The organism is Sandaracinaceae bacterium (genome assembly GCA_020633055.1).
Taxonomy (GTDB): Bacteria; Myxococcota_A; Polyangia; order Polyangiales; family Houyiibacteriaceae; genus JADJJE01.
Window position 1 is genome coordinate 145,109 of the sequence record JACKEJ010000017.1, and the last position, 21,895, is coordinate 167,003.

Annotated in this window: 15 protein-coding genes; 5 read left to right on the plus strand and 10 right to left on the minus strand. The window is 69.6% G+C overall.

Features of this window, described 5'->3' with window-relative positions; all coding sequences use genetic code 11:
• Positions 1-4: 4 nt before the first annotated feature.
• On the minus strand, positions 5-1,726 hold the full coding sequence (locus H6726_32130; protein ID MCB9662332.1) for a transglycosylase SLT domain-containing protein: 1,722 nt from the start codon (positions 1,724-1,726) through the stop codon (positions 5-7).
• A gap of 353 nt (positions 1,727-2,079) precedes the next feature.
• Between H6726_32130 and H6726_32135 the strand changes: the two genes are divergently transcribed.
• The gene (locus tag H6726_32135) at positions 2,080-3,189 is read left to right on the plus strand and encodes an SMI1/KNR4 family protein (GenBank protein MCB9662333.1); all 1,110 of its coding nucleotides are present in this window, start codon (positions 2,080-2,082) and stop codon (positions 3,187-3,189) included.
• Between the two features lie 36 nt (positions 3,190-3,225).
• On the opposite strand, the gene H6726_32140 is transcribed toward H6726_32135, so the two are convergent.
• Positions 3,226-4,110, minus strand: a complete 885-nt coding sequence (locus tag H6726_32140) for a GGDEF domain-containing protein (GenBank protein ID MCB9662334.1) — start codon at positions 4,108-4,110, stop codon at positions 3,226-3,228.
• 95 nt (positions 4,111-4,205) lie between these two features.
• A complete protein-coding gene (locus tag H6726_32145) occupies positions 4,206-4,859 on the minus strand; it encodes a CPBP family intramembrane metalloprotease (protein ID MCB9662335.1) in 654 nt (217 codons plus the stop codon).
• 244 nt (positions 4,860-5,103) lie between these two features.
• Here H6726_32145 and H6726_32150 point away from each other — a divergent pair, with 244 nt between their 5' ends.
• Positions 5,104-6,609 carry a response regulator gene (locus H6726_32150; protein ID MCB9662336.1) on the plus strand — a complete coding sequence of 502 codons (1,506 nt, stop codon included), beginning with the start codon at positions 5,104-5,106 and terminating at the stop codon, positions 6,607-6,609.
• 39 nt (positions 6,610-6,648) lie between these two features.
• Here the strand turns inward: H6726_32150 and H6726_32155 are convergent, their stop codons facing one another.
• Together H6726_32155 and H6726_32160 are read right to left on the minus strand one after the other, a co-directional pair.
• Entirely contained in the window at positions 6,649-7,092 is a 444-nt protein-coding gene (locus H6726_32155) for a hypothetical protein (GenBank protein ID MCB9662337.1), read from the minus strand.
• Complete coding sequence (locus H6726_32160; protein ID MCB9662338.1) at positions 7,089-8,810, minus strand: acyl-CoA dehydrogenase family protein; 1,722 nt, start codon at positions 8,808-8,810, stop codon at positions 7,089-7,091. Before H6726_32160 ends, H6726_32155 begins: the two co-directional genes overlap by 4 nt.
• 65 nt (positions 8,811-8,875) lie before the next feature.
• On the opposite strand from H6726_32160, the gene H6726_32165 reads away from it, so the two are divergent.
• Complete coding sequence (locus H6726_32165; GenBank protein MCB9662339.1) at positions 8,876-10,453, plus strand: hypothetical protein; 1,578 nt, start codon at positions 8,876-8,878, stop codon at positions 10,451-10,453.
• A 34-nt stretch (positions 10,454-10,487) separates the two neighbouring features.
• On the opposite strand, the gene H6726_32170 is transcribed toward H6726_32165, so the two are convergent.
• The 4 genes from H6726_32170 to H6726_32185 all read right to left on the minus strand — a co-directional run bounded on the left by H6726_32170 (position 10,488) and on the right by H6726_32185 (position 15,902).
• Entirely contained in the window at positions 10,488-11,909 is a 1,422-nt protein-coding gene (locus H6726_32170; GenBank protein MCB9662340.1) for a carbohydrate-binding family 9-like protein, read from the minus strand.
• Between the two features lie 5 nt (positions 11,910-11,914).
• Positions 11,915-13,609, minus strand: a complete 1,695-nt coding sequence (gene ffh, locus H6726_32175; GenBank protein ID MCB9662341.1) for a signal recognition particle protein — start codon at positions 13,607-13,609, stop codon at positions 11,915-11,917.
• Positions 13,610-13,768: 159 nt separating this feature from the next.
• Entirely contained in the window at positions 13,769-14,332 is a 564-nt protein-coding gene (locus tag H6726_32180) for a hypothetical protein (GenBank protein MCB9662342.1), read from the minus strand.
• Between the two features lie 121 nt (positions 14,333-14,453).
• Positions 14,454-15,902: a HAMP domain-containing histidine kinase gene (locus H6726_32185; GenBank protein ID MCB9662343.1), complete on the minus strand. Its 1,449-nt coding sequence runs from the start codon at positions 15,900-15,902 to the stop codon at positions 14,454-14,456.
• 106 nt (positions 15,903-16,008) lie between these two features.
• Between H6726_32185 and H6726_32190 the strand changes: the two genes are divergently transcribed.
• Positions 16,009-17,619, plus strand: coding sequence for a SulP family inorganic anion transporter (locus H6726_32190; GenBank protein MCB9662344.1), 1,611 nt, complete (start codon positions 16,009-16,011; stop codon positions 17,617-17,619).
• A gap of 96 nt (positions 17,620-17,715) precedes the next feature.
• Here H6726_32190 and H6726_32195 read toward each other — a convergent pair whose 3' ends face one another.
• Complete coding sequence (locus H6726_32195; GenBank protein MCB9662345.1) at positions 17,716-19,140, minus strand: sigma-54-dependent Fis family transcriptional regulator; 1,425 nt, start codon at positions 19,138-19,140, stop codon at positions 17,716-17,718.
• 60 nt (positions 19,141-19,200) lie between these two features.
• Here H6726_32195 and polA point away from each other — a divergent pair, with 60 nt between their 5' ends.
• A complete protein-coding gene (polA, locus tag H6726_32200) occupies positions 19,201-21,894 on the plus strand; it encodes a DNA polymerase I (protein ID MCB9662346.1) in 2,694 nt (897 codons plus the stop codon).
• Position 21,895: the final 1 nt, after the last annotated feature.

Here is a 21,895-nt window from a genome sequence, read left to right on the forward strand (position 1 = left end):
GCGCTCAGTCTCCCTCGCCGTCGGGGGTGTCGTCGTCGGCGACCCCCATCGCACCGTCGCCGTCGGCATCGGCGGCGTCGTCTCCGGTGTCCTCCCCGTCGTCTTCTGCGCCCTCGTGGCGATCATCGTCGATGTCGTCGGAGCGCTCCGCGTCGCCGTCGAGGTGGGCGGCGGCCAGTCGCGTCGGGTCCGCGTAGATGATGACCTCCTGACCCGGGACCAGCGTGCTGCGGCGGGAAAAGCGGTTGATGCGCGCGAGGTCGCCCGTGCGCTGTCCGAAGCGGTCGGCCAGGCTGCGAAGGGTATCGCCGGGCTGCACCTCGTAGCGGAGCCGGACGCGGCCGGCCTGGGTCTCGTGATACTCGTAGAACTCTTCCGTCCCGACGACGAGGACGCGCACGTCGTCGGGGGACAGCACCACGGCTTGCGAGAGATCTCGGCTGGGCTCGACGAAGAGCTGCAGCACCATGTCGGACACGAGTCGGGCTGCGGGGTCGAGCGCGTTCCAGCGCCGCACGTCGTCGACGCCCACACCGAAGAAGGCGGCCACGGCCTCGATGGACTCGCCACCACGTACGGGATAGAACACGCGGCGCCGGTCGGGCACGTCGGTCACCGTCGATGGAACGCTCACCACATCGCGGCGCGCCGAGGCGCTCCGTTGGCGAGGCGTCCCGGCGGGTACGACCAACACGAGGCCGGCGCTCACGGCGGACCCGTTGCCCAGGTCGTTGAGTTCCAGGAGCACCTCGGTGGTGGTGCGGTACGCCCACGCGACGTCGTCGAGGTCTTCGCCGAAGCGCACGACGTGTGAGCCGAACACGCGATCGCGGGGCCGCACGCGCGCCCAGGCTCGTGCGAACGCCTCCAAGCGCTCCCGAGGGATGCGCACCGGATACTCGGCGCCGGGGGGCGTCCGGCCACGCAGTAGCTCGGGGTTGAGGGCGGCGAGCTCGGCGGTGGACAGACCCGCAGCGCGGGCCAGCGTGGACATCTGCACCCCTCCGGAGACCGTGACCTCCTCGACCTCGATCGGCGTGTCGCGCGTGAGGTCGGCGAAGCCGAACCGCTCGGGGTTGCGCATGACGATGGCGCACGCGAGGATCTTCGAGACGTACACGGTCGTCTCGAAGGGGAGACCCGACTCGAGCCGGGCCAACGCCCAGAAGTCGTTGGTGTTGTACTTGCGGATGGAGCGCGTCATCGCGCCATAGCCCATGTTGTACGCGGCGAGGGCCAGCTCCCAGGAGCCCAGCCGTCGGTGCAGGTTCCCGAGGTACTCCGCCGCGGCGCGGGTGGAGCGGATGGGGTCGTTGCGCTGGTCCACCCAGTGCGTGCGGACCAGTCCGTACTGCTCTCCGGTGCGTGGGACGAACTGCCACATTCCGGATGCGCCGCGGTAGCTGCGCACCGTCGGGTCGAAGCCGCTCTCTGCCATCGCCACGCAGCGCAGATCTCGCGGCAGGTCGGCGCGCGCGAGCTCCCGGTCGATCATCGAGCCGTAGCGGGTGGAACGTTGAATCCATCCGGCCATCAGCTGACGGCCGCGCGCATCGTTGCGGAAGTATTCGAGGAAGCGAACGACGCGCTCGTCCCAGCGCACGGGCAGGTCGGGCAGGGCGATGCCCCGCAGCCAGGTGAGGTCGGAGTCGGCCTGGGCCCGCTCGGGGGCCGCGGCCGGGACGCCCGAGCTGAGCACGCTCGGGACGTGGTCTTCGAGCTGCACCGCCGCTCGGGTTCCTTGTGGGGCGACCGGTCGGAACAGCGCGCGTTCCGCTTCGCGCATCGCTCGCAGGGCCGCAGCCTGTTCGCCTTCGAGCGGTTGCGCACGCGCCGCGCCCGTATGGCAGACCACGCCGAGCGCGAGCAGCACGGCTGCGCGCGGGACGGCTCGTGGCGATGGCCTGGGCGTAGGGGGGGCGGACGGCACGCCGCAGGGTAGCAGCCCCCGCCGCGGGGCTGTAGCGGCGAGTGCGCTGCGGGCTTTGGCCGTTTACCTCGTGGGCGAAGCAGGGTAGACATCGGGGCGCGGTCGAGCCGCCCCCGTCCCCCATCGGTCGGGGTCACCCAGGAGAGATCGTGCATCGAGGAGTTCGCCAGTTTCTGAAGTGGGTCGGCGTCAAGCGCGCGGAGCTCACCCTCAACCCGCCAGCATCGAACGCGGAGCTGCGGGCGTTGGAGCAGACGCTGGGCGGGCCGCTCCCCTCGGACCTGCGCCTGATCCTGACGCGCTTCAATGGCGGCGAGCTCCCCGTGGGCAAGATGCTTCCGGTCGGCCTCGAGCCCGGCACCATCGGCGCCGCCGTTCGCGACTACGCCAACGCCATGCGCAAGGATTTCCTGGACCCCGAGCTGCTGCTGCCGTTCTGTGAGACGGCTGAAGGCAGCCTGCTGGCGTTCGACCGCAGCGCCGGACCGGTGTCCGACACGTGGCCCATCGTGGACTACTACCCGGACACCGGGGAAGAGCGGATGATCCACCGCACGATGGATGGGTGGTGCCAGACCTGCGTCAGCGAGTGGGAGAGCCCCGACTTCGGGGCTGAGTTCACGCTCGACGTCTACCTGCGCAAGGGGGAGCGTCACGTCAGCGTGGAGCCCGACGTCGCGACCGCTTTCGCCAGTGTGGCCCACGCACGCAAGCGCGCGGGCATGCCCGAGGAGGCGATGCGGGCCTATCTGGCGGCAGCTCGCTGCGTGCCGTCGCTGCCGTGGTGCGATTGGGAGGCGCTCAAGATCGCGGTGCTGATCGACAAGCGCGCCGAAGCGTACGAGGCGTCCTCTCGCCTGGCGGCGCGCGCGCCTGCGTCCGCCTGGGAGCAGCGCGAGACCTCTCCGCTGTGGGTAGCGCAGGTGGTCGCGCCGCTGGCGCGTCGCACGGGGTCGCCGTCACGCTGGGTGCGTATGCTCAGCCAACTCGAGGAGGCGGCTCCCGAGGACGAGCGGGAAGACGTGGAGGCCATCCGCGTGGCGATGGAGACCGGGGCGCCGTTCCCGCCGCTGGACCCGCTGCGTGAGGAACCGCTCGTCCCTCCAATGGAGGACACCAACGCCTGGTTCGATGCCGTCAAGCGCAGCTATCTGGCCGGCGTCGTGCGAGACGAGGACCTGCTCCTCGAGCCCACGATGGCCCCCCTGCGGGAGCGGTACCCGCTCGGGGATTGCTTGCGGGTGCGGCGAGACTTCTGAGTCGCTGCCGTTGGGTGCGTCGCCCGCGCCTGGGCGCTATGACGCGACCTGGTTCCGGCCTGAGTTCTTCGCGTGATACAGGCGGTCGTCGGCCGCTTTGACGAACTGCAGCACGTCCCAGCCCTCGGCGAGCTGGGCGACGCCACAGCTGAGCGTCACGCGCACGGGCTCACGCTCGAACTCGAACCGGTGTGCGGCGACCATCCGGCGCAGCTCGTCGGCGATCTTGTGGGCGCCGTCACGGTCGGTCTCGGGCAGGATCACCGCAAACTCCTCGCCGCCGTAGCGGGCGAGGATGTCGTCCGGGCGCAGCCGCGCCTTCACGAGCTGCGCGAACTCCTTGAGGACGAAGTCTCCGGCCAAGTGCCCGAACGTGTCGTTGATGCCCTTGAAGTGATCGAGGTCCATCATGACGAGCGAGAGCGGCCGCTGGTGGCGACGGGCGCGCGGGATCTCGCGGTCCATCGCGTCCAAGAAGAAGCGCTTGTTGTTCACCCCCGTGAGCCCGTCCACGATGGTCATCTTGTAGATGGTCTCGTGGTACTGGGCCTCCATGTCCGAGCCGGAGAGGAACTTGAGGATGGTGTCCCCGATCTTGATCTGATCGCCGCGGCGCAGCTGGTAGTCGCGCACGAGCGAGTCGTTCACGTAGGTGCCGTTCGTCGACTCCAAGTCGCTCACGTAGTACATGCGCTGACGCTTCTCGATGACCGCGTGCTTGCGGGACACCGCGTCGTTCTCGAGCACCACTTCGTTCTCGCTCCCACGCCCGATGCTGACCGAGTCCGCGGTGAGGAGGTAGCGCTTGCCGAACTGGCGCGCGTCCGACGAATAGATGATCACCAGGCAATCCTGGCCGTCTTTCACCGGAAGCTTGAGGTCCTCCAGCGGAGTGACGCGCGTCTTGATGTCGGAGTCCATGGAGCGATGTGGGCCCTGCGCAGGGCGTCAGGGACGACCGTCGTCAGAGTAGAAGAGAGCGGCGCCGGCCGTCAACTGCGCGCTGTGTGGGGGCCTCATCGGGGCTCCGCCGGGGTCGACCGGCCACTCGTCCGCACCCGGGCCCCGACCAACGTGGGCGCTTCGGGGGTGATGCGCCGCTCACGTGCCACGGTGACCGGGTCGTAGGACACGAGATAGTGCAGGTTCTCGTAGTTCACGACGATGTGGGCCACGACCGGACCCAACAGCGAACCCGTGAGCTGGTACGACAATCCGAACAGCAACCCCATGAACGCGGCCCACAGGGTCCACGGAAGGAACGTGCGGTTCGGGCCGACGTGCACCGCGCCGAACAGCGCCGACGTGAGCCACACACCAGCCAAGGGCTGGAGCGCCCCGCGGAAGAAGATCTCTTCGGTCACGCCCGAGGTCACCGCGAAGAACGCGATGCGGGCACCCGACAACGGTCCCACCATCGCGCGGAGCTCCACGTGCAAGCGCATGGCCCAGCGCGTGCGGGTGACCAAGAGCTTGGTCGCGCGCACGGCGCAGGCGCCGAGGCCCAAGCCGATCGCCAAGGACAGCGCCGTGCGCATGGTCAGCGCCGGTATCGCGCCGGCGAGCCAGGCTTCGTCCGTGGGTAGGGACAGGGGACTCCGTCCGCGGAGCCCCGTGAGGAGGAGCGCGGCGGCGGTCAGCAGGCCGTACACCACGACGGCGGCTCCCATGCGTCGGCTCAACACGAGGAGGGACGCTACCAGGGCGTGGGGCGACGGGCAACGCGGCGATTTCCGGAGGCGCCTTCGCGCGTGTTGACAGGCACCGTCCCTGAGAACTATCTAAGAACGCGATGTCCCCCCATCTTCAGCGGCGGACGAGGAAACGTAGCCTCTCTGCTGCGTCGCACGGGTGTTCCGGCCGGCGCGACCCTCGACTCACCAAGACCACCCTGCGGTCGGACTGCGGGCGCTCATGACGTCCAGTCCTACCCCTACCAACGACTCCCCACGCCTGCTCGTCGTCGACGACGAGAAAGTCATCCGCGAGATCCTCGCGGATTTCCTGTCCATGGAGGGGTTCTGGGTGCGCACCGCCGAGGACGGCGCGGCGGCTCTGGTCGAGCTGTCGCGCACCCACTACGACCTGGTCCTGAGCGACCTGAAGATGCCCAACATGGGCGGGCTCGAGTTGCTCGAGTCGATCGCCAAGCACATGCCGAACGTGGTCACGGTCATCATGACCGGGTTCGGCACGGTGGAGACCGCGATCGACGCGATGAAGCGCGGGGCCTACGACTACATCCTCAAGCCGTTCAAGGTGGAGGAGGTGGTCCACACGATCCGACGCGGCCTCGAGAAGCAGAAGCTCGCGGCCGAGAACATCCGGTTGAAAGAGGCGCTGTCGCTCTACAAGGTGAGCGAAGCCATCGCCAACAGCCTCTCGCTGGACCAGGTGCTGCGGACGGTGATGGACGCGGCGCTCCACGAGATCGAGGCGGACGTCGTGACGGTCATCCTCGACAACGGCGAGGGGTCGTTCTTCGTCCGCGCGGAGGAGCGCAACCCCCGCTTCCGACGGAGCGGGAGCACGGGCGAGTTCGACATCGACGCGCTGAAGGAGCGCTTCAACGACGACCGACCCCTCCGCGAGCACGGCGCGGCCGCGCTGCCGTTCTACGCCAAGGTGCCCGAGGCAGGCGATCCGGTGTCGCTGATCGTCACGCCGCTGCGCATCCGCGGGAAGCTGAGCGGGATGGTGTGCTGCGCCAGCTACACGGCGGGCAAGCGCTACGACGAGGGCTTGCGGAAGCTACAGCAGATCATCACCAACCGCGCCTCGGCCGCCATCGAGAACGCGCACTTGTACGAAGACCTGCAGGCCACCTTCCGGCAGACCATCCGCGGGTTGGCGAGCGCCATCGACAAGATGGATCGCTACACGGCGGGCCACAGCGAGCGGGTCGCGGCTTACGCGCAGATCCTCGCGCTCAAGCTGGGACTGCCCCACGAGCAGGTGGAGATCGTCCGACAGGCAGCGCTCATGCACGACATCGGCAAGATCGGCTGCGTGATGAACCTGAACAAGCCGGGCAAGCTGTCGCAGGAGGAGTACGAGGTCTTCAAGATGCATCCGGCGCACGGGCGGGACATCCTCGAGCCCATCTCGTTCTTGCACCCGCTCATCCCGGGTGTGCACCTACATCACGAGCGCTGGGACGGGCTGGGTTATCCGCTGGGTCTCAAGGCGCAGGACATCCCGCTCATCGCGCGCATCATCAGCGTGGCGGACACCTACGACGCAATGACGAGCGACCGTGCGTACCGCAAGGCCCTGCCACACGAGGTGGCCACCAGCGAGATCAACCGCTGCAGCGGTTCGCAGTTCGACCCGGACGTGGCACAGCTGTTCCTCGGCACGGTGGAGGACTACCGCTGCGACAGCGGCAACATCGACGTCGTGATCCGCGAGATGGAATAGGCCGAGGCCTCCCGGTTGGGGCGCATCGCCTCGTCACGTTCAATGGACGGCGACCCGCGTCATGGCCCGCACGGGGGGCGCGGCGAGGGCCAGGTCGAGGGACCACGGAGACTCCGCGCCGGGCGCGATCCACTCGACGGTCCGCGTCGTTCCGTCGGCGAAAGCGACCGTCGTGGCGAGCCGCACACGCGAGACCGCGACGGGGGCGTGTTCGACGTCGATGCGCGCGATGTATCGGGCACTCGGCAGCGCTTGGTCGAGGGCGTGCGCGGGCGGGCGTCGCCACGCGACCGCCTCCCGACTGTGCGCGTAGGTCACGTGGGTGACGGTGCTGTGCGGGGCCGCGCTGGGGTACGGTGTCGCGGGGGTCTCGCGCGTGACCGGGTTGCCGAGCTCGTGGCATCCGAGAGAGAGCAGCAGCGCGAAGATGGACGCGAGCCGCGCGGGCCCCTGGCGTGCGCGCCGACCGCGGGCGCCACTCATGATGAGCGCAGCGCGGCGGCTGCCTCGTCACAGACGGTTCCAGCGATCTGCTTCAGCAGCTCGTCCACGTCCCGGTCCATGTGGTCGAGTGCGGGCCCCACGCGCACGCGGGCCAGCTCGACGCAGGCGGTCGCCAGGTCGAGCTGCGAGCGACTCCGCTCGGGGCCCCGTTGGAGGACGGTCTGGCTCGTGGCCGCGAGCACGGACGCCACGCCGAAGAGGTCGAGCGCGACGTCGGCCAGGCGCTGCTGAACGAACTGCCGTCGACCGAGGGCGTCGCCGTGCTTGCGCGCGATGCGCTCTGCTTCACCGCCGAAGCGCGCCACCAGCTCCTCGAAGATCACCCCTTCACGCGCCAGCGCTGGGTGCACCGTAGCGAAGCGCTCTCGAGCGAAGCCGCGCCGGGCCCGCTGCGCGCGGAGCTCCCGCACCACGCCGAGCTGCTTCACGCGGTCACGCAGGGTCGCCGCGCTCTGGTGGACCCGTTCGTCGGTGCGCTCGAGCCCGGCGAGCGCGATGAAGCTGCGCAGCACGTCGTGGCTGCCGCCGTACATCATCATGGCCCGCGCGTCACGCAGGTGGCGCTCGAAGGGGTGGTCGCCCAGCGTGCCCATGCCTCCAGCGAGCTCGAGCGCCGAGAGCGCCACGTGCTGGTACGCCTCGGCCGCGAGCACCTTGCACATGGCGGCCTCGATCCCGCAGTCCGGGAGCTCGTCGGGTCCGTTGGTGCCGTCCATCCAGCCAGCCGTCAGCCGGGTGGCGCAGGACGCCGTATAGAGCGCACAGGACATGTGGGCCAAGCGGCTCTGCACCATGCCGAAGTCACGCAGGGGTCGCCCGAAGGCGTTCCTCGACGACGCGCGCTCGACGACCTGCGACAGCGCCTTCTTCGCGGCGCCGATGCACGCTGCGGCGAGCTCGACGCGGGCCGCGTCTTGTGTCTCGAGCGCGAGCCGGAAGCCGTCGCCGCGCTGGCCGAGCGCCGCGTCCATGGAGAGGGACACGAGCTCGAACGACACGGCGCCGAGTCCGGCGGCGCGTAGACCCACGAAATCACGCACTGGGCCGCGGCTGATGCCGTCCCCGAACGGCACCAGGAAGGCGCTCAGCTCTCCCGGGCGCTCGTCCTCCCGCTTGGCGAACACCAGAAAGAGCCCGGCGTGTCGGCCGTTCGTGACGTAGTGCTTGGTGCCGTCCAGCACCAGCTGACCGTCGCGCTCGAACACGCGCGTGGAGACGCCCGCCACATCACTGCCGGTGAGCGGCTCGGACAGGGCGAACGCGGCCAGCTGTTCGCCACGCGCCAACACGGGCAGCCACTCGGCGCGCTGCGCCTCGGTGCCGAGCAGCGCGATGGCGCGCGCCGCCATCCCCGCGTGCGCGACGGAGGAGGCCGCGATGCTCAAGTCGATGCCACCGAGCGTCTCGTAGTAGGCCGCGGACGCGCCCAGCGACAGGCCTGCTCCGCCGTACGCTCTGGGGAGGGTGGCCCCGTAGACGCCTGCGCTCGCGAGCGTCTCACGCGCATGGTCTCCGAGCTCGCCCGCGCGGTCAGCGCCCCGCACGTCGAGTCGGTGGACGACCGCGCGGAGGCGTCCCTCCGCGTCGGACAGCAACTCGCGCTGCGCCGGCGAGACGTCGGGGAAGGGCACCAGCAGGTCGTCCTGGATGACGCCCTCGAACAGAGGTCGCATGAAGCTCGTCGGGCGATCACTCATGCTGCCAACCATGCCTGCTCGACCGCTCTCCTGCCAGCCGCCGACCGACGGTGTACCTTCGACCCATGCGGAGCGCGCATAGCCTCTCGAACCCATCTCGCGCCGTGGTGGTAGGGGGCTTCATCGTCTTCGCGTCCGTCGCGATGTGGGGCCTCGGGGGTTATGTGGTCGACGATGCGTACGTCGTCTTCCGCGTAGTGCGGCGCGTCGCCGCAGGGCAACCGTGGGCCTTCCAGGGCGAAGCGGCCGCGGACGGGGTGACGGGGCCTGCCTGGGCGGCGCTGTTGCTCCTGTGCGCGCGCTTCGGAGCGCTGCCCGCAGTCGCGCGGGTGGTGGGGTCGCTGTGCGCGCTGGCGGGCGCTGCGCTCGTCCTGTTCCTCGCGACGGGGACGCCACGTGCCTCGCGGGCGCGGACCTGCGCGGCGCTCTACCTTGCGTGCCAGCTGCCTCTGGTCGTGTGGGCCGGGGCGGGGCTGGAGACGGGGCTGGCCACGTTGGTGCTCGCCGTGGCCACTTGCGGCCTCTACGCGGAGCTGCCGTCCCCCACGCGCGCGGCGCGCGGCGTCGCGGCCTTGTGGGCCCTCGCGCTGTTCAGCGTCCCTTGGTTGCGTCCAGAGCTGGTGCCCGTCGCGTGTCTCGCGGCGTGGTGTCCGGTCGTTGGCCCCTCCGCACGGCGCCTGCGCGTCGCGGGTCTCGCGAGCGTCGCGAGCGGGACCATCTCCGTGGTGGCTTGGCGCCTCGTCACTTTCGGTCATGCGCTGCCGCTCGCTGCGCTGGCCAAGCCGAGTGACCCCGTCGCTGGCGTGATCTACGTGGCGCGCTGGCTCGTTGGCACCGGCGCCGCGACCGCTATCGTCGTGGTGTGCGGGGCGTGGCTCTGGACACGCGGGCGCGATGGGCTCCGAGCGGCCTGGGCGAGCTGTGGCCCGCCGCGACTCCCTGGGGCCGTGGGCCTGGGGCTCCTTTCCGTGATGCTGGCGGGCGGTGATTGGATGCCCGGGGGGAGGCTGGTCGTCCCTCTGCTCCCGCTCATCGCGCTGGTCGTGGGGCGTGCGCTCGCTCGCCTGTCGTGGCCCTGGACGGGTGCGCTCGGGCTCGCGGTGACCTCACTCGTACCGGTCGCTCTGTGGCTGCACTCGTTCGACGCGCTGCGCGCGCAGCCTGGGGTCCGGGAGCGGGGGGGCGCCGAGGTGCTGGCAGCGCTGGACGGCGCCAGCTGCGTGGCGTTGGTCGACATCGGGTACCTGGGGTACACGGGTGACCTCCACGTCGTGGACTTGGGGGGCATCACCGACCTCGAGGTCGCGCGACTCCCTGGTGGGCACGTGAGCAAGCGCATCCCCGAGGGGTTGCTCATGGCGCGCGGCGTCGACGCGATCGTGCTGCACTCGAGCTCTCCGGCGAGGGTGCGCCCGCAGGGCTCGCAGCAACAGGCGGCTCACGCCGCGCGAGGCGACGCGCCACACGATGCCGAGCGCGCCGCGGGCGGTCGGTTGGTCGGCTTGGCGGGCTACCCCGTGGAGCTGCTCGTGGCGCGGATGCCCTTCGTGCAGGAGCAGTTCCGTGTGTACGCGCAGGTGGCCTACGCGCCGGACTACCACTACGTCGTGCTGCGGCGGGTGCCCGCCGGTCCGCCACCCTGACCTCCATCAGGCGGGCGAAGACCAGCGGTGGGGCTCAGGGAGCGACAGGGTGTTCGCCGGGCGCCGGGCGGTTCTGGGCTTCCACGCGTTCCGCGGTCTCCTGCAACGCGCGCCCGCGGTCCTCGAGCGCAGCCTCCGTCGCGTTCACCGAAGGGCGTTCGGGGTTCGCGCGCTGGTTGCGCGGCAGGTCGCGGAAGGTGACGCGACCGAAGCGGTCCGTTGCGTGGAAGTCCGGCACCAAGACGGGCGACCAGCCCGCGGCGTCCTGTCCGTTGGGCGATTTCTCCATCACATAGAAGTTCATGCGCCACGTGCTCCCGGGGGCTGGCGCCTCCTGGGTCGCCGCGCTCCCCTCGGCGACCAGGGCGCTGAACGGGACGCGGAGCTCGACGTGGTAGCCCTCGTCCACCTGGTCGTCGTCCAGCGTGCCACGCAGCGCGACCCCCACCTGCGCCTGGCTCTGCCAGTTCACGTGACCAAACGGCTGCGGCTGCCGCCGGCTGTCGTAGCGCGTGTCGAACACCACACCTCGCGGGCTGACCTGGATCTCGAAGTAGTTGCGCCCGTCGCCATCGGGATCGAGGAACACCTCGACGCAGTCCTGCTCCCACAGGTGGTCGTCTGCGTTGCGGTGGGGGCTCTGGAGGTTCGTGTCCGCCACCTGGAACGCGACGTAGAGATACGTGTCGTCGTAGACGACCCGTGCGCGGGCCTCGAAGCGGGCCTGCGCGCCGTTCATGGTCTGGACGAAGGGCTGCGACCAAGGGGACGCGAGCCAGCCTGGATCGTGCAAGTCGCCGTCCACGGTGATGGATGAGAGCGCCCGGCTGGCGACGAGCTCGGGCATGCGCGGGGGGCCAGCCTCGACCGGGTTGCCACCGCTGACGGGGATGGTGAGCGGGCGCGCGCGGTTGTCGCCGTCCTGTGCCCCGCGCCGCACGGGGAGGCGCTCGTTGCCGCGCCAGAAGCCCACGTAGAACGCAGCGTCCGTGGCCGTGGCTCCGCTCGGTCCCATGCCCCACTCACTGGGTAGGTGGATGCGTTGTTCATCGCGGATGTACTCGCCCGCTTGCCACCGCGAAGGGGGGTAGAGGCCACGCACGGCGCCGTCGCCATCGTGGTTGAGCGTGTCCGTGCCCCGCGCCTCGATGTGCGTGAAGAGTCGGTAGTCGTCGCCCACGGGGGCCAGCACCTTCCAGTGCCAAGTGACGGTCAGATCCGTCCCACGCGCCCACGTCTCTTCGCTGAGGTCGTACCCGATCAGCTCCACGGAGTCGCCGAACGCGATGTCGAGCGGGTGGGAGGGGTGCGGGGCGGTGCGCGAGACGTGGGTCCTCACTCGCTCGCGCTGCGCAGCGCTCAGCTCTTCCGAGCGTTCGACACAGGCCGATGACAGCATCAACCCCAGGATCCCGAGCGCGACGAAGGGCGCTGCTCCGTGTGTCGTCTTCCCCATGTGCCCTACTTTCGCGACTTCTGGCGCGACTTCTTCTGCTGTTTGCGCTCTTTTTTCTTCTTGTCTTTGTCGACCTTCTTGCGCGGGTTCTGGTTGCGGCCCATGCCCGGCAACGTGTAGCCCGGCGGGAGCCCCGGCATGCTGCCCATGCCCGGCATGCCACCCATGCCGCCCATGCCGGGGAAGCCGCCCATACCGGGCAGCCCGCTCATCCCTGGGGGCAGACCGCCCTCGGCGACGGCCGCTTCCAGCAGCTGCTCGGCCAAGTTGGCCATCATCGGGTTGCTCTCCATGCCGCCAGTTCGCACGGCGTTGCGGAGCTGGTTGGCCTGAGCGAGCTGCTTCATGCCCGGGATCTTCGACAGCATGCCCGCCTGCTGGCCGATGCTGCCCATCATGTTCTGCATGAAGGAGAAGCGCTGGATCAGCTCGGCGACGTCCTTCGCCTCGCGGCCCGAACCCTTGGCCACGCGCACCAAGCGCGAGGGGTGCTTCTGGAAGAGCGTCGGGTCGCGCCGCTCGTCGCGGGTCATGGAGTTGACCATGGCCTTGGTGCGCCCGAGCTCCTTCTCGTCCACCTGGAAGCCGTCCGGCATGGAGTCCGCGAAGAACGGCATCTTCTCGAAGATCTCCTGCAGCGGACCCATGTTCTGGATCATCTCGATCTGCTGCAGGAAGTCGTCGAAGGTGAAGCGCCCCTCGAGCATGCGGCGCGCGTCTTCTTCGGCCTTCTCCTGGTCGACGACGGACTCGAAGTCCTTCATCAGGCCGACCACGTCACCCATTCCGAGGATGCGGCTGGCCATGCCGTCGGGGCGGAAGACCTCCAGGCGGTCCAGCTCCTCGCCCATACCCACGAAGCGCACGCTGGCGCCGGTGGCCTCCTTGATGGAGAGGGCCGCGCCGCCGCGCGCGTCACCGTCGAGCTTGGTGAGGACGACGCCGCTCAGCGCGAGCTGCTCGTGGAAGGACTTGGCGGTCTTGACCGAGTCCTGACCGATCATGGCGTCCACCACCATGAAGATGTTCTGCGGCGTGACGGCGGCCTTGATGTCGGCCAGCTCCTTCATCAGCGCTTCGTCGATCGCGAGGCGACCTGCGGTGTCGAAGATCACGGTGTCACGCTTGATCTTCTTGGCGTGTTTCGCGCCCTCTTTGCAGATCTCGAGAGGGATGCCGCCTGGGATGGAGAAGACCGGGACGTCGATGCGCTCGCCGAGCACCTGCAGCTGCTCGATGGCGCCCGGGCGGGCCACGTCGGCCGCGACGAGCAGCACCTTGCGGCCGAACTCGGCTTCCAACAGGCGGGCCAGCTTGGCGGCGCTGGTGGTCTTACCCGCGCCCTGCAGACCCACCATCATGATGCCGGTCGGGGCCGGCTTGGGCGCGAAGAACACGGCCTCGCCCTCGAAGGCCATCATGGCCTCGAGCTCGTCCTGGCAGATCTTCACGAAGCGCTCGGCGGCGCCCACCTTCAGCTTCTGCTGACCCTTCTTGACCTCGACCTGCTGTACCTGGCCGATGGCTTCGGCTTTCACCCGCGCGAGGAAGCGCTTGGTGACGTTGAACTCGACGTCGGCCTCGAGCAGCGACAGGCGCACGTCGCGCAGCGCGGGCTCGATGTTCTCTTCGGTCAGCTCGGTGACGCCGGCGAGTCGATTTCGGGCGGCCCGGAAGCCCTTGGTGAGGGTCTCAAACATGGGTGTGGTCGCGTGGTTCGGGACCCGAGAGCGCGACGTCCGCAGCGGCGAACGGGTCTCGGGATCGGGGGTGCGGAGTAGCACGTCGTGCAGCGCGGACGCAACGCGCCCGGCCTGGGCCCGTCCGCGGGGGCGAAGCGGGCGCGGAGCGACGCCCGGCTACGCGCCGCGCAGCAGCTGATCCAGCTCGTCGCGGTGTGTCTCCGTGGGTTGGCAGCCGTCGACGGTGGCGAGCCACACCTGGTCGTGGGCGCGACCGGCCCGCGTCTCGATGTGCATCTCGACCGCGCACAGGCAGATGTTCGCCAGCTGCGTCAGGAGGGTGCCCAGGAGTCCGAGCACGTCGTCCGCTTCCAGGGTCAGACACAGGGTGCCCCCATGCGCGTCGGTCTGCACCAGATCGAACGTCGTGGGGCGCACGCGCGCGCTGTGCGTCTCGAGCTGGGACTCGGCCCACTCGAGGTAGGGGAGGGTGCACGGGTCCTCGGCCCCTTCGTCGGCTTCGATGGTCAGCTCTGCCATCCACGCGTCGTCGGGCCCGCGCATGGCGTGGGCCCGCTCGATGGATAGGTCGTTGTCCGACAGCTCGGTGCACAAGCTGGCGAGCCAGGTGGGCCCGAAAGGGCCGCCGAGCCGCACTCGGTAGCGGTTGTCTCCGAGAGCAGACACCTCGACCCAAGGAGGACTCGGGCTCTGCGTGGGCGGCGGCGATTCGGCGGACAAGGCTGTGCTCCTCTCTTCGCGGGCGACGAGCGGATCGGAAGCGATCCGAGCCACGATGATTCTACGCCTCTGTTTCGCCCGTGTTGCGGCTTCGTCGCTTCGGTGTACAGGGCTCACGGCGTCAGGTGGGGTGGATGGGTAGGTACAGCTCGAAGCGCGTCCCTCGAGGGATCCGCGCGTGGACCTCCAGCCAGCCACCCAAGTCGTGCGCGATGCTGCGCGCGATCGGGAGACCGAGGCCGGTCCCCTCGCCGACGGGCTTGGTCGTGAAGAACGGCTCGAAGACCTCGTCCTCTTTTCCGGTGGGCAGCCCCGGCCCGTGGTCCTCGACCGAGAAGCACACGTACGGTCCCGCGTGCGCGATCACGCCCGGAGGAGGCGACGCCATCCCGGCGGCGCGCGCCCGCACCGTCACCTCCGTGCCTGCCCCCGATGCGTGGAGCGCGTTGACACACAGGTTCGTGAGCGCCTGCAGCGCAAGCTGCGGGGCGGTGCGCAGCCGGATGTCGGGGGGCACGACCGAGACCGTTTGGAGCTCGACCCGATGCGCCCGTGCGACCGTGGCCAACAGCTCGCGAGCGCGCCGGAGCAGCTGTTCGGGCGCAATCTCGCTGCGCTCGGCGTCGCCGCGATGGGCGAAGTCCAGCAGTGAGCCGATGGCTGCCGTGATCCTCTCCGTCTGTTCGTTGGCGATGCGCACGTCACGCAGCGCGGCGTCGCCCTCCACCCGCCCGCTCAGGACACGGTCGAGTCGACTGCCGATGACGTTGAGGGGCGTGCCGACGTCGTGCGCGACACGCGCCATGAGCATGCCCATCGTGGCCAGGCGGTCGGCGTGGCGGAGCTGTTCCTGCAGCTGTCCCGCGCGGTTGGCCTCGTCGGCTTCCCTTCTTCGGCTGACGGCCATGAGCTCCACCATGCGATTCATCTCCGCCGCCAGGTCGACCAGCTCGTCGTTGCCGCGCAGGTCGACTCGGTGCGCCTCCTCACCGCGACCCACTTGTCGCAGGAGCTGCACCAGCGCGCCGACCGGGCGTCCGACCAGGCGCCACCCGACCCACGATGCGAGGCCGAACGAGCACACCCCGATCAGCAGGAGGACGACGGCGAGGTCGAGGAGCGTGTTGCGAGCCAGCAGTCGCTCCTCGTCCAGGCTGACGACGAGCTCCAGCCCCAGGTCGACGGGCTCGCCGGCCGGGCTCCGGTGCAACGTCAGTGGAACGTAGCTCACCAGGCTCTCGGGCGCCTCGCGGTTCGGGAGGTACGTGTAGTCGGCCTCGTCGTCGCCTGTGGTGACGTGCTCGACTATCCGGATCTGTACGAAGCGCTCGCTGTCGTTCGCCGATCTCACCACGCGCTCGGCCTCCGCGCGGCCTCCTGCCGCGTAGGCCTGCTCCACGGCAGGACGCAATACGCTCCCGACGAGAAGCTCGTCGCGCCGCAGGTCGGCCTCTACCCACGCGAGCGCGTGCTGCATGCGGTAGTAGCCGTAGCCGGACAGCACGATCAGCGTCCAGAGGGTGAGCACCAAGGTCAGCTTGAGCGCCAAGCGCACACGCGACGCTGCCACGCGGTGGGCGGACTGGTCAACGCGACTAGCCAGGTCCTTGGGTCACTTTGACCCACCCGCAGGGGGTTCTGGGCTCGGACTACATGGTGATCTGCTGGGAGCACGGATGGTGCGCGTCTTGCTTACTCGCGACCGGCCCATGAACGTCGACATCCGCGCCAACGCGACCTCCGGGTTCCTCGTGTTCCTGATCGCGCTGCCACTCAGCCTCGGCATCGCGCTCGCGAGCGGCGCCCCGCCCGTGGCGGGTATCCTGACGGCCATCGCCGGTGGCCTCGTCGCCTCGTTCCTCGGCAGCGCGCCGCTCACCATCAAGGGTCCGGCCGCAGGGCTGATCGTCATCGTGGCGGGGGCGGTCACCGAGCTCGGCGGAGGCGACGCTGCGCTGGGGTACCGCCGGATGCTGGCGGTCGGCGTGGTGGCGGGCGTCGTCCAGATCGCGCTCGCGTGGCTGCGAGCGGGGGACATCGCCGCGAGCATGCCTGACAGCGTGGTGCATGGGATGCTCGCCGCCATCGGCGTGATCATCATCGCCAAGCAGGTCCCGCTGCTGCTCGGGGTGACCGACTCGGGGCCGCCCCTCGCGCTCCTCCTCCACATCCCGCGCGACCTCGTCGAGTCGAACCCCGAGGTCGCCCTGATTGGTGGAGTCGCGCTCGTCATGCTGCTGGTTTGGCCCAGGTTGCCCGCGCGCCTCCAGAAGGTGCCAGCTCCCATGGGGGTACTCATCTTCGCGGTGCCGGCGGCGCTGTGGTTCGACCTGCCGCACGCGCACACCTACCACTTCGCGGGGGGCACGTACGACCTCGGCCCGCGGTTCCTCGTCAGCCTGCCAGACGACCTCCTGCAAGCCGTGGTCTTCCCAGACTTCAGTGGCGTGCAGGCCCACCCCTACGTGTTCGCGAAGTACGTGGTCATGTTCTCGCTCGTGGGGAGCGTGGAGTCGCTCCTGTCGGTCATCGCCGTGGACGCCATGGACCCCAAGAAGCGAGCGTCGGACCTCAACCGCGATCTCCTCTCGGTGGGGGTCGCCAACGCCGCGGTCGCCGTCGTCGGGGGGCTCCCCATGATCTCCGAGATCGTGCGCAGTCGCGCGAACGTGGACGCGGGCGCGGTGGACCATCGCGCGAATTTCTTCCATGGCCTGTTTCTGTTCTGCTTCGTCGTCTTTGCGCCGACTCTGCTGGGCCTCATTCCGCTCGCCGCGCTGGCGGCCATGCTGGTGGCCACCGGACTTCGTCTCGCCGCCCCCAGCCAGCTGAGGCACGCACGCGAGAAGGGCCTCGACCAGCTGCTGATCTTCCTCACGACGATGATCGTCACGGTGGTGGAAGACCTGCTCGTCGGCGTGGCCGCCGGGCTCGCGCTGAAGGTGGTCCTGCACGTGGTCCGAGGAGCTTCCCTTCGTGGCCTCCTGCGTGACCCGCTCACGCAGCGGCGAGAGGGAGACACGCTGGTCGTCACCATCACCGGCTCCGCGACGTTCCTGAACTTCCTGGCCGTGCGTCGCGCACTCACGCGCGTACCAGAGGACGTGCGTGAGGTGGTCATGGACTTCGAGCACGCCACGCTCGTGGACCACACCTTCCTCGAGAAGGTCCACTTGCTCGCCGACGAATGGCCGAGCGCGACGCTGCGCTTCGAGGGGCTGCAGCGCCTGCGTCCCGTGTCCGAGCACCCCCAGGCCACACGCCGACGCGTGATGCAGGGCGCCTGAGCGTCACGCGCCGGAGGCTTCCGCCGTGCGCGGCGTGCGTAGGTGGTCAGGCACCCGGGCAGCGCGCCTCCGGATCAGCGCGCCACGCCACCACGCTCAGGTCTTCGGCCGCGTCGCCCCGGGCTCGACCTGCCACTCGAGCAGCTTCCGGTAAAGCGTCTTACGTCCGACCCCCAGCACCTCCGCGGCAACCGTACGGTTGCCTCCCACGGCCTCGAGCACGTGCAGCGCATAGCGCTTCTCGATGACGTCGAGTGGCAAGAGGGCGTCGATGTCGCGTGCGACGACGACCAGGTGACCTGGATCGAAGTCACGCACGCGTTCGGGGAGGTCTGCCACGGCGAGGGTGTCGGTACGCGAGAGCGCGACTGCGCGCTCGATGCAGTTCTTCAATTCGCGCACGTTGCCAGGCCACGTGTACTCCAGCAGGCGCTGGGCCGCCTCGGGCGAGAGCTGCAACCCCGGGCGCTTGGCCTGCGCGCCCAGTGCCGACATGAAGTGTTGCGCGAGACGCAGGACGTCCCTCCCGCGAGCGCGGAGCGGCGGCGCGTGGACGTCCAGTACGTTCAGGCGGAAGTAGAGATCCTCGCGGAACGACCCGTCCTCTACGAGGCTCGCCAGGTCGCGGTGGGTGGCAGCCACGATGCGTGCGTCGAAGGCGACGTCGTGCTCGGCGCCCACGGGGCGCACGCTGCCCGCTTCCAGGGCCCGCAGGAGCTTCGGCTGGACCTCCAATGGGAGCTCGCCTACCTCGTCGAGGAACAGGGTGCCTCCGTTGGCCTGCGCGAACAGCCCTGCGTGCTTGTCGTGCGCGCTGGTGAACGCGCCGCGGGCGTGTCCGAACAGCTCGCTCTCCACCAGCGATGCCGGAATGGCGCCCATGTTCACGGCGACGAACGGGCCCTTCCGGCGGTCGCTGTCCTCGTGCACGGCGCGGGCGATGACCTCCTTGCCAGTGCCGCTCTCGCCGAGGATCAGCACCGTCGCGTCCGATCGGGCTACGCGCCCGAGTGTGTGCCGCAGCCGGCGCATGGGCTCGCTATCCCCGATCAGCGCGTCGACCACGCTCGCGCTCGCCACACGTTCTCGGAGTGAGCTCAGCTCCGTCTGGATGGCGCGGAGCTGCGTCGCGCGGCGCAGGACCAGCACCAGCTGGTTCATCTTGAACGGCTTCGTGATGAAGTCGTATGCCCCGGCGCGGACAGCGCCCACGGCGGCGTCCATGCTGCCGAACGCGGTGATGAGCACGACGGGGAGCAAGGCGTCCAGTGCGTGGATGCGACGGCACAGCTCGAGGCCGTTCATGCCACCCAGGTTCAGGTCCGTGACCACCGCGTGTACCGCCTCGGACTGCAGGAGGTCGAGTGCGTTGGCCGCGGACGCCGCGCCGAGCACCGTGAAGCCGTCCTGGGCCAGGCTCTCCAGCAAGAGCTCTCGCATGTGCTCGTCGTCTTCCACGACCAGCACCCGCGGGCGTGGCGCGGAGGTCGGTGTGGGCTCGAGGGGCGCGCTCGCGGTCATCCCAGCGAGTATAGCGCGCGCGAGTTGACCCCACGTGACGAGCGCGCGATCGTGCGCGCCATGTCCGAGACCGACGCACCTGCGAAGCTGCCTCCGAAGGGCGATGCCCACACGCTCTACCTGATCGACATCAGCTCGTACGTGTTTCGCGCCTACCACGCGCTGCCCCCGCTCTCGAACAGCCGCGGCGAGCCCACGCACGCGGTGCAGGGCGTCACCTCCATGCTGCTGCGCCTCATCGGGGACCGCGCCCCCGCGTACGTCGTCGTGGCGCACGACGCGCCCGGGCCGTCGTTCCGCCGCGAGCTCTACGAGCCGTACAAGGCCAACCGCCCGCCCGCGCCCCCCGACCTCAGCCAGCAGATCACACGCGTGAAAGAGGTGGCCGCGGCCTGGGGGCTGCACCCGCTCGAGCGGAGCGGCTTCGAGGCAGACGACATCATCGCGACCATCACGCATCGCGCCCGCGAGGCCGGCTTGCAGGTCGTCATCGTCAGCGCGGACAAGGACCTCCTGCAGCTCGTGACCGACGGCGTCACCATGTACGACACCATGCGCGAGAAGGTCTTCGGCCGCGCCGAGACAATCGAGCGCATGGGGGTTCCCCCCGAGCAGGTGCGCGACCTCCTCGCGCTGATGGGCGACTCGTCCGACAACGTGCCGGGCGTGAAGGGGGTGGGGCAGAAGACCGCGGCGAAGCTGCTCGAGGAGCACGGTTCGCTCGATGGAATCTATGCGGCGGTCGAGACGATCAAGGCCAAGGCGCTCAAGCAGAAGCTGCTCGACAACCGTGCGCTGGCCTACGTCTCGCGGGACGTGGTGAGCCTGCGCGCCGACGTCGACGTGCTGTTCGACCTCGAGGCCGCGCGCTACGACGGCGGGGACGCGCAGGCCCTCCGGAAGATCTTCACCGAGCTCGAGTTCACGCGCATGTTGGCGCAGATGGATCCCGCCCCCACGCTCGAGGGGCACTACCAGCTGATCACGGACGAGGAAGACCTGCGGCCTCTCGGCGCGGCGATTCGCGATGCGAACGCCCTGTCCATCCACAGCATCGTGTCGGATGACGACGCGCGCCGTGGCGAGCTGCTGGGGGTGGCGCTGACCGCCACCGAGGGCGTGGCGGCGTACGTGCCTGTGTCGAGGCTGGGTCACGCGGGGGTCGACGCTGAGGCCCTGCGCGCGTTCTTGGCCCCGCTGCTCTCGAACTCGCTGCTCCGCAAGGTGGGCGACGTGAAGCGTGAGCACCTCGTCTGGGGGGCGCGCGGCGTCATCGTACGCGGCGAACGCTTCGACCCGACCATCGCGAGCTACCTGCTGGATCCCGGCCGGCACGGGCACTCGCTCGAGGAGATCGCGCGCGCCGAGCTGGACGCCGAGCTGACCTCCCTCGAGAGCGTGCTGGGCAAGGGGAAGGGCAAGGTGCCGTTGGTCGACGTCGAGGCGCGCGACCTGCTCCCCTACGCCGCGCAGCGGGCGGACTTCCAGCTGCGGCTCTCGGCGCTGCTCGGCCCGCGCATGGACCAAGGGGACTTCCACCGCTTGATGTTCGACATCGAGCTGCCGCTGGCACGTGTCCTCGCCGGGATGGAGCGGGTGGGGGTGCGGCTCGACGTGCCGCCTCTCGAGGCGATGGCCGAGACCGTGGCGCGTGACCTGGCCGTTCTCGAGGCGCGCTGCCACGAGCTGGCTGGGGAGCCCTTCAACGTGGGCTCGCCCAAGCAGCTGGAGCACGTGCTGTTCGACGTGCTCGACCTGCCGGTCGTCAAGAAGACCAAGACCGGGCGCAGCACCGACCAGAGCGTGCTCGAGGAGCTGGCGCCCATGCACCCGCTGCCGGAGGCCATCATCGAGCACCGCTCGCTCGCCAAGCTGGCCAGCACGTACATCGAGGCGCTACCGCGCGAAGTGGACCCGCGCACGGGGCGCATCCACACGCACTACAACCAGGCCGTCGCCGCCACCGGCCGCCTCTCGTCGAGCGACCCGAACCTGCAGAACATCCCCATCCGCACCGAGATCGGGCGGCGCATCCGCGAGTGCTTCGTGGCGCAACCAGGGTGGATGCTCATGGCTGCCGACTACTCGCAGATCGAGCTGCGCGTGCTGGCGCACCTCAGCCGTGACCCCGAGCTGGTGGAGGCCTACCGCACCGGCATGGATGTCCACGTACGCACCGCCACGGCGCTGTTCGACGTACCGGCCGAGCAAGTCACGCGGGAGCAGCGCGCCCAGGCCAAGACGGTGAATTTCGCGGTCATCTACGGGCAGACGCAGTTCGCCCTGGCGCGCAACCTCAAGATCGAGAGGAGCGAGGCCAAGCGCTACATCGATGCGTTCTTTGCGCGCTACGCCGGTGTGCAGCGCTACATGGACGATCTCGTGGAGAGCGCGCACAGGACGGGCTTCGTCACCACCGAGCTGGGGCGCAAGCGCACCCTCAACGACATCCGCAGCCGCAACCACAACCTGCGCGCTGGCGCCGAGCGCATCGCGCGCAACACGCCCATCCAGGGCACCGCCGCGGACATCATCAAGATCGCGATGGTGCGCATCGACGCTGCGCTGCGCCGCGCGCAGCTGCGCACGCGCATGTTGCTCAGCGTGCACGACGAGCTGGTGTTCGAGGTGCCGGAGGACGAACGGGCCGCGGCCGAGGCGCTGGTACGCCCGTGCATGGAGGGCGCAATGGCGCTCAGCGTGCCGCTGGTGGTGGACATCGGCTGGGGCCCCAACTGGGTGGTGGCGCACTGAA

What these genes read in the sequence shown, in the direction of transcription:
- H6726_32170 (MCB9662340.1), bottom strand. Translation starts at nt 11,909, where the DNA reads ATGGGGAAGACGACACACGGAGCAGCGCCCTTCGTCGCGCTCGGGATC.
- H6726_32140 (MCB9662334.1), bottom strand. Translation starts at nt 4,110, where the DNA reads ATGGACTCCGACATCAAGACGCGCGTCACTCCGCTGGAGGACCTCAAG.
- H6726_32150 (MCB9662336.1), top strand. Translation starts at nt 5,104, where the DNA reads ATGACGTCCAGTCCTACCCCTACCAACGACTCCCCACGCCTGCTCGTC.
- H6726_32165 (MCB9662339.1), top strand. Translation starts at nt 8,876, where the DNA reads ATGCGGAGCGCGCATAGCCTCTCGAACCCATCTCGCGCCGTGGTGGTA.
- H6726_32155 (MCB9662337.1), bottom strand. Translation starts at nt 7,092, where the DNA reads ATGAGTGGCGCCCGCGGTCGGCGCGCACGCCAGGGGCCCGCGCGGCTC.
- H6726_32160 (MCB9662338.1), bottom strand. Translation starts at nt 8,810, where the DNA reads ATGAGTGATCGCCCGACGAGCTTCATGCGACCTCTGTTCGAGGGCGTC.
- polA (MCB9662346.1), top strand. Translation starts at nt 19,201, where the DNA reads ATGTCCGAGACCGACGCACCTGCGAAGCTGCCTCCGAAGGGCGATGCC.
- H6726_32145 (MCB9662335.1), bottom strand. Translation starts at nt 4,859, where the DNA reads ATGGGAGCCGCCGTCGTGGTGTACGGCCTGCTGACCGCCGCCGCGCTC.
- ffh (MCB9662341.1), bottom strand. Translation starts at nt 13,609, where the DNA reads ATGTTTGAGACCCTCACCAAGGGCTTCCGGGCCGCCCGAAATCGACTC.
- H6726_32195 (MCB9662345.1), bottom strand. Translation starts at nt 19,140, where the DNA reads ATGACCGCGAGCGCGCCCCTCGAGCCCACACCGACCTCCGCGCCACGC.
- H6726_32190 (MCB9662344.1), top strand. Translation starts at nt 16,009, where the DNA reads ATGGTGCGCGTCTTGCTTACTCGCGACCGGCCCATGAACGTCGACATC.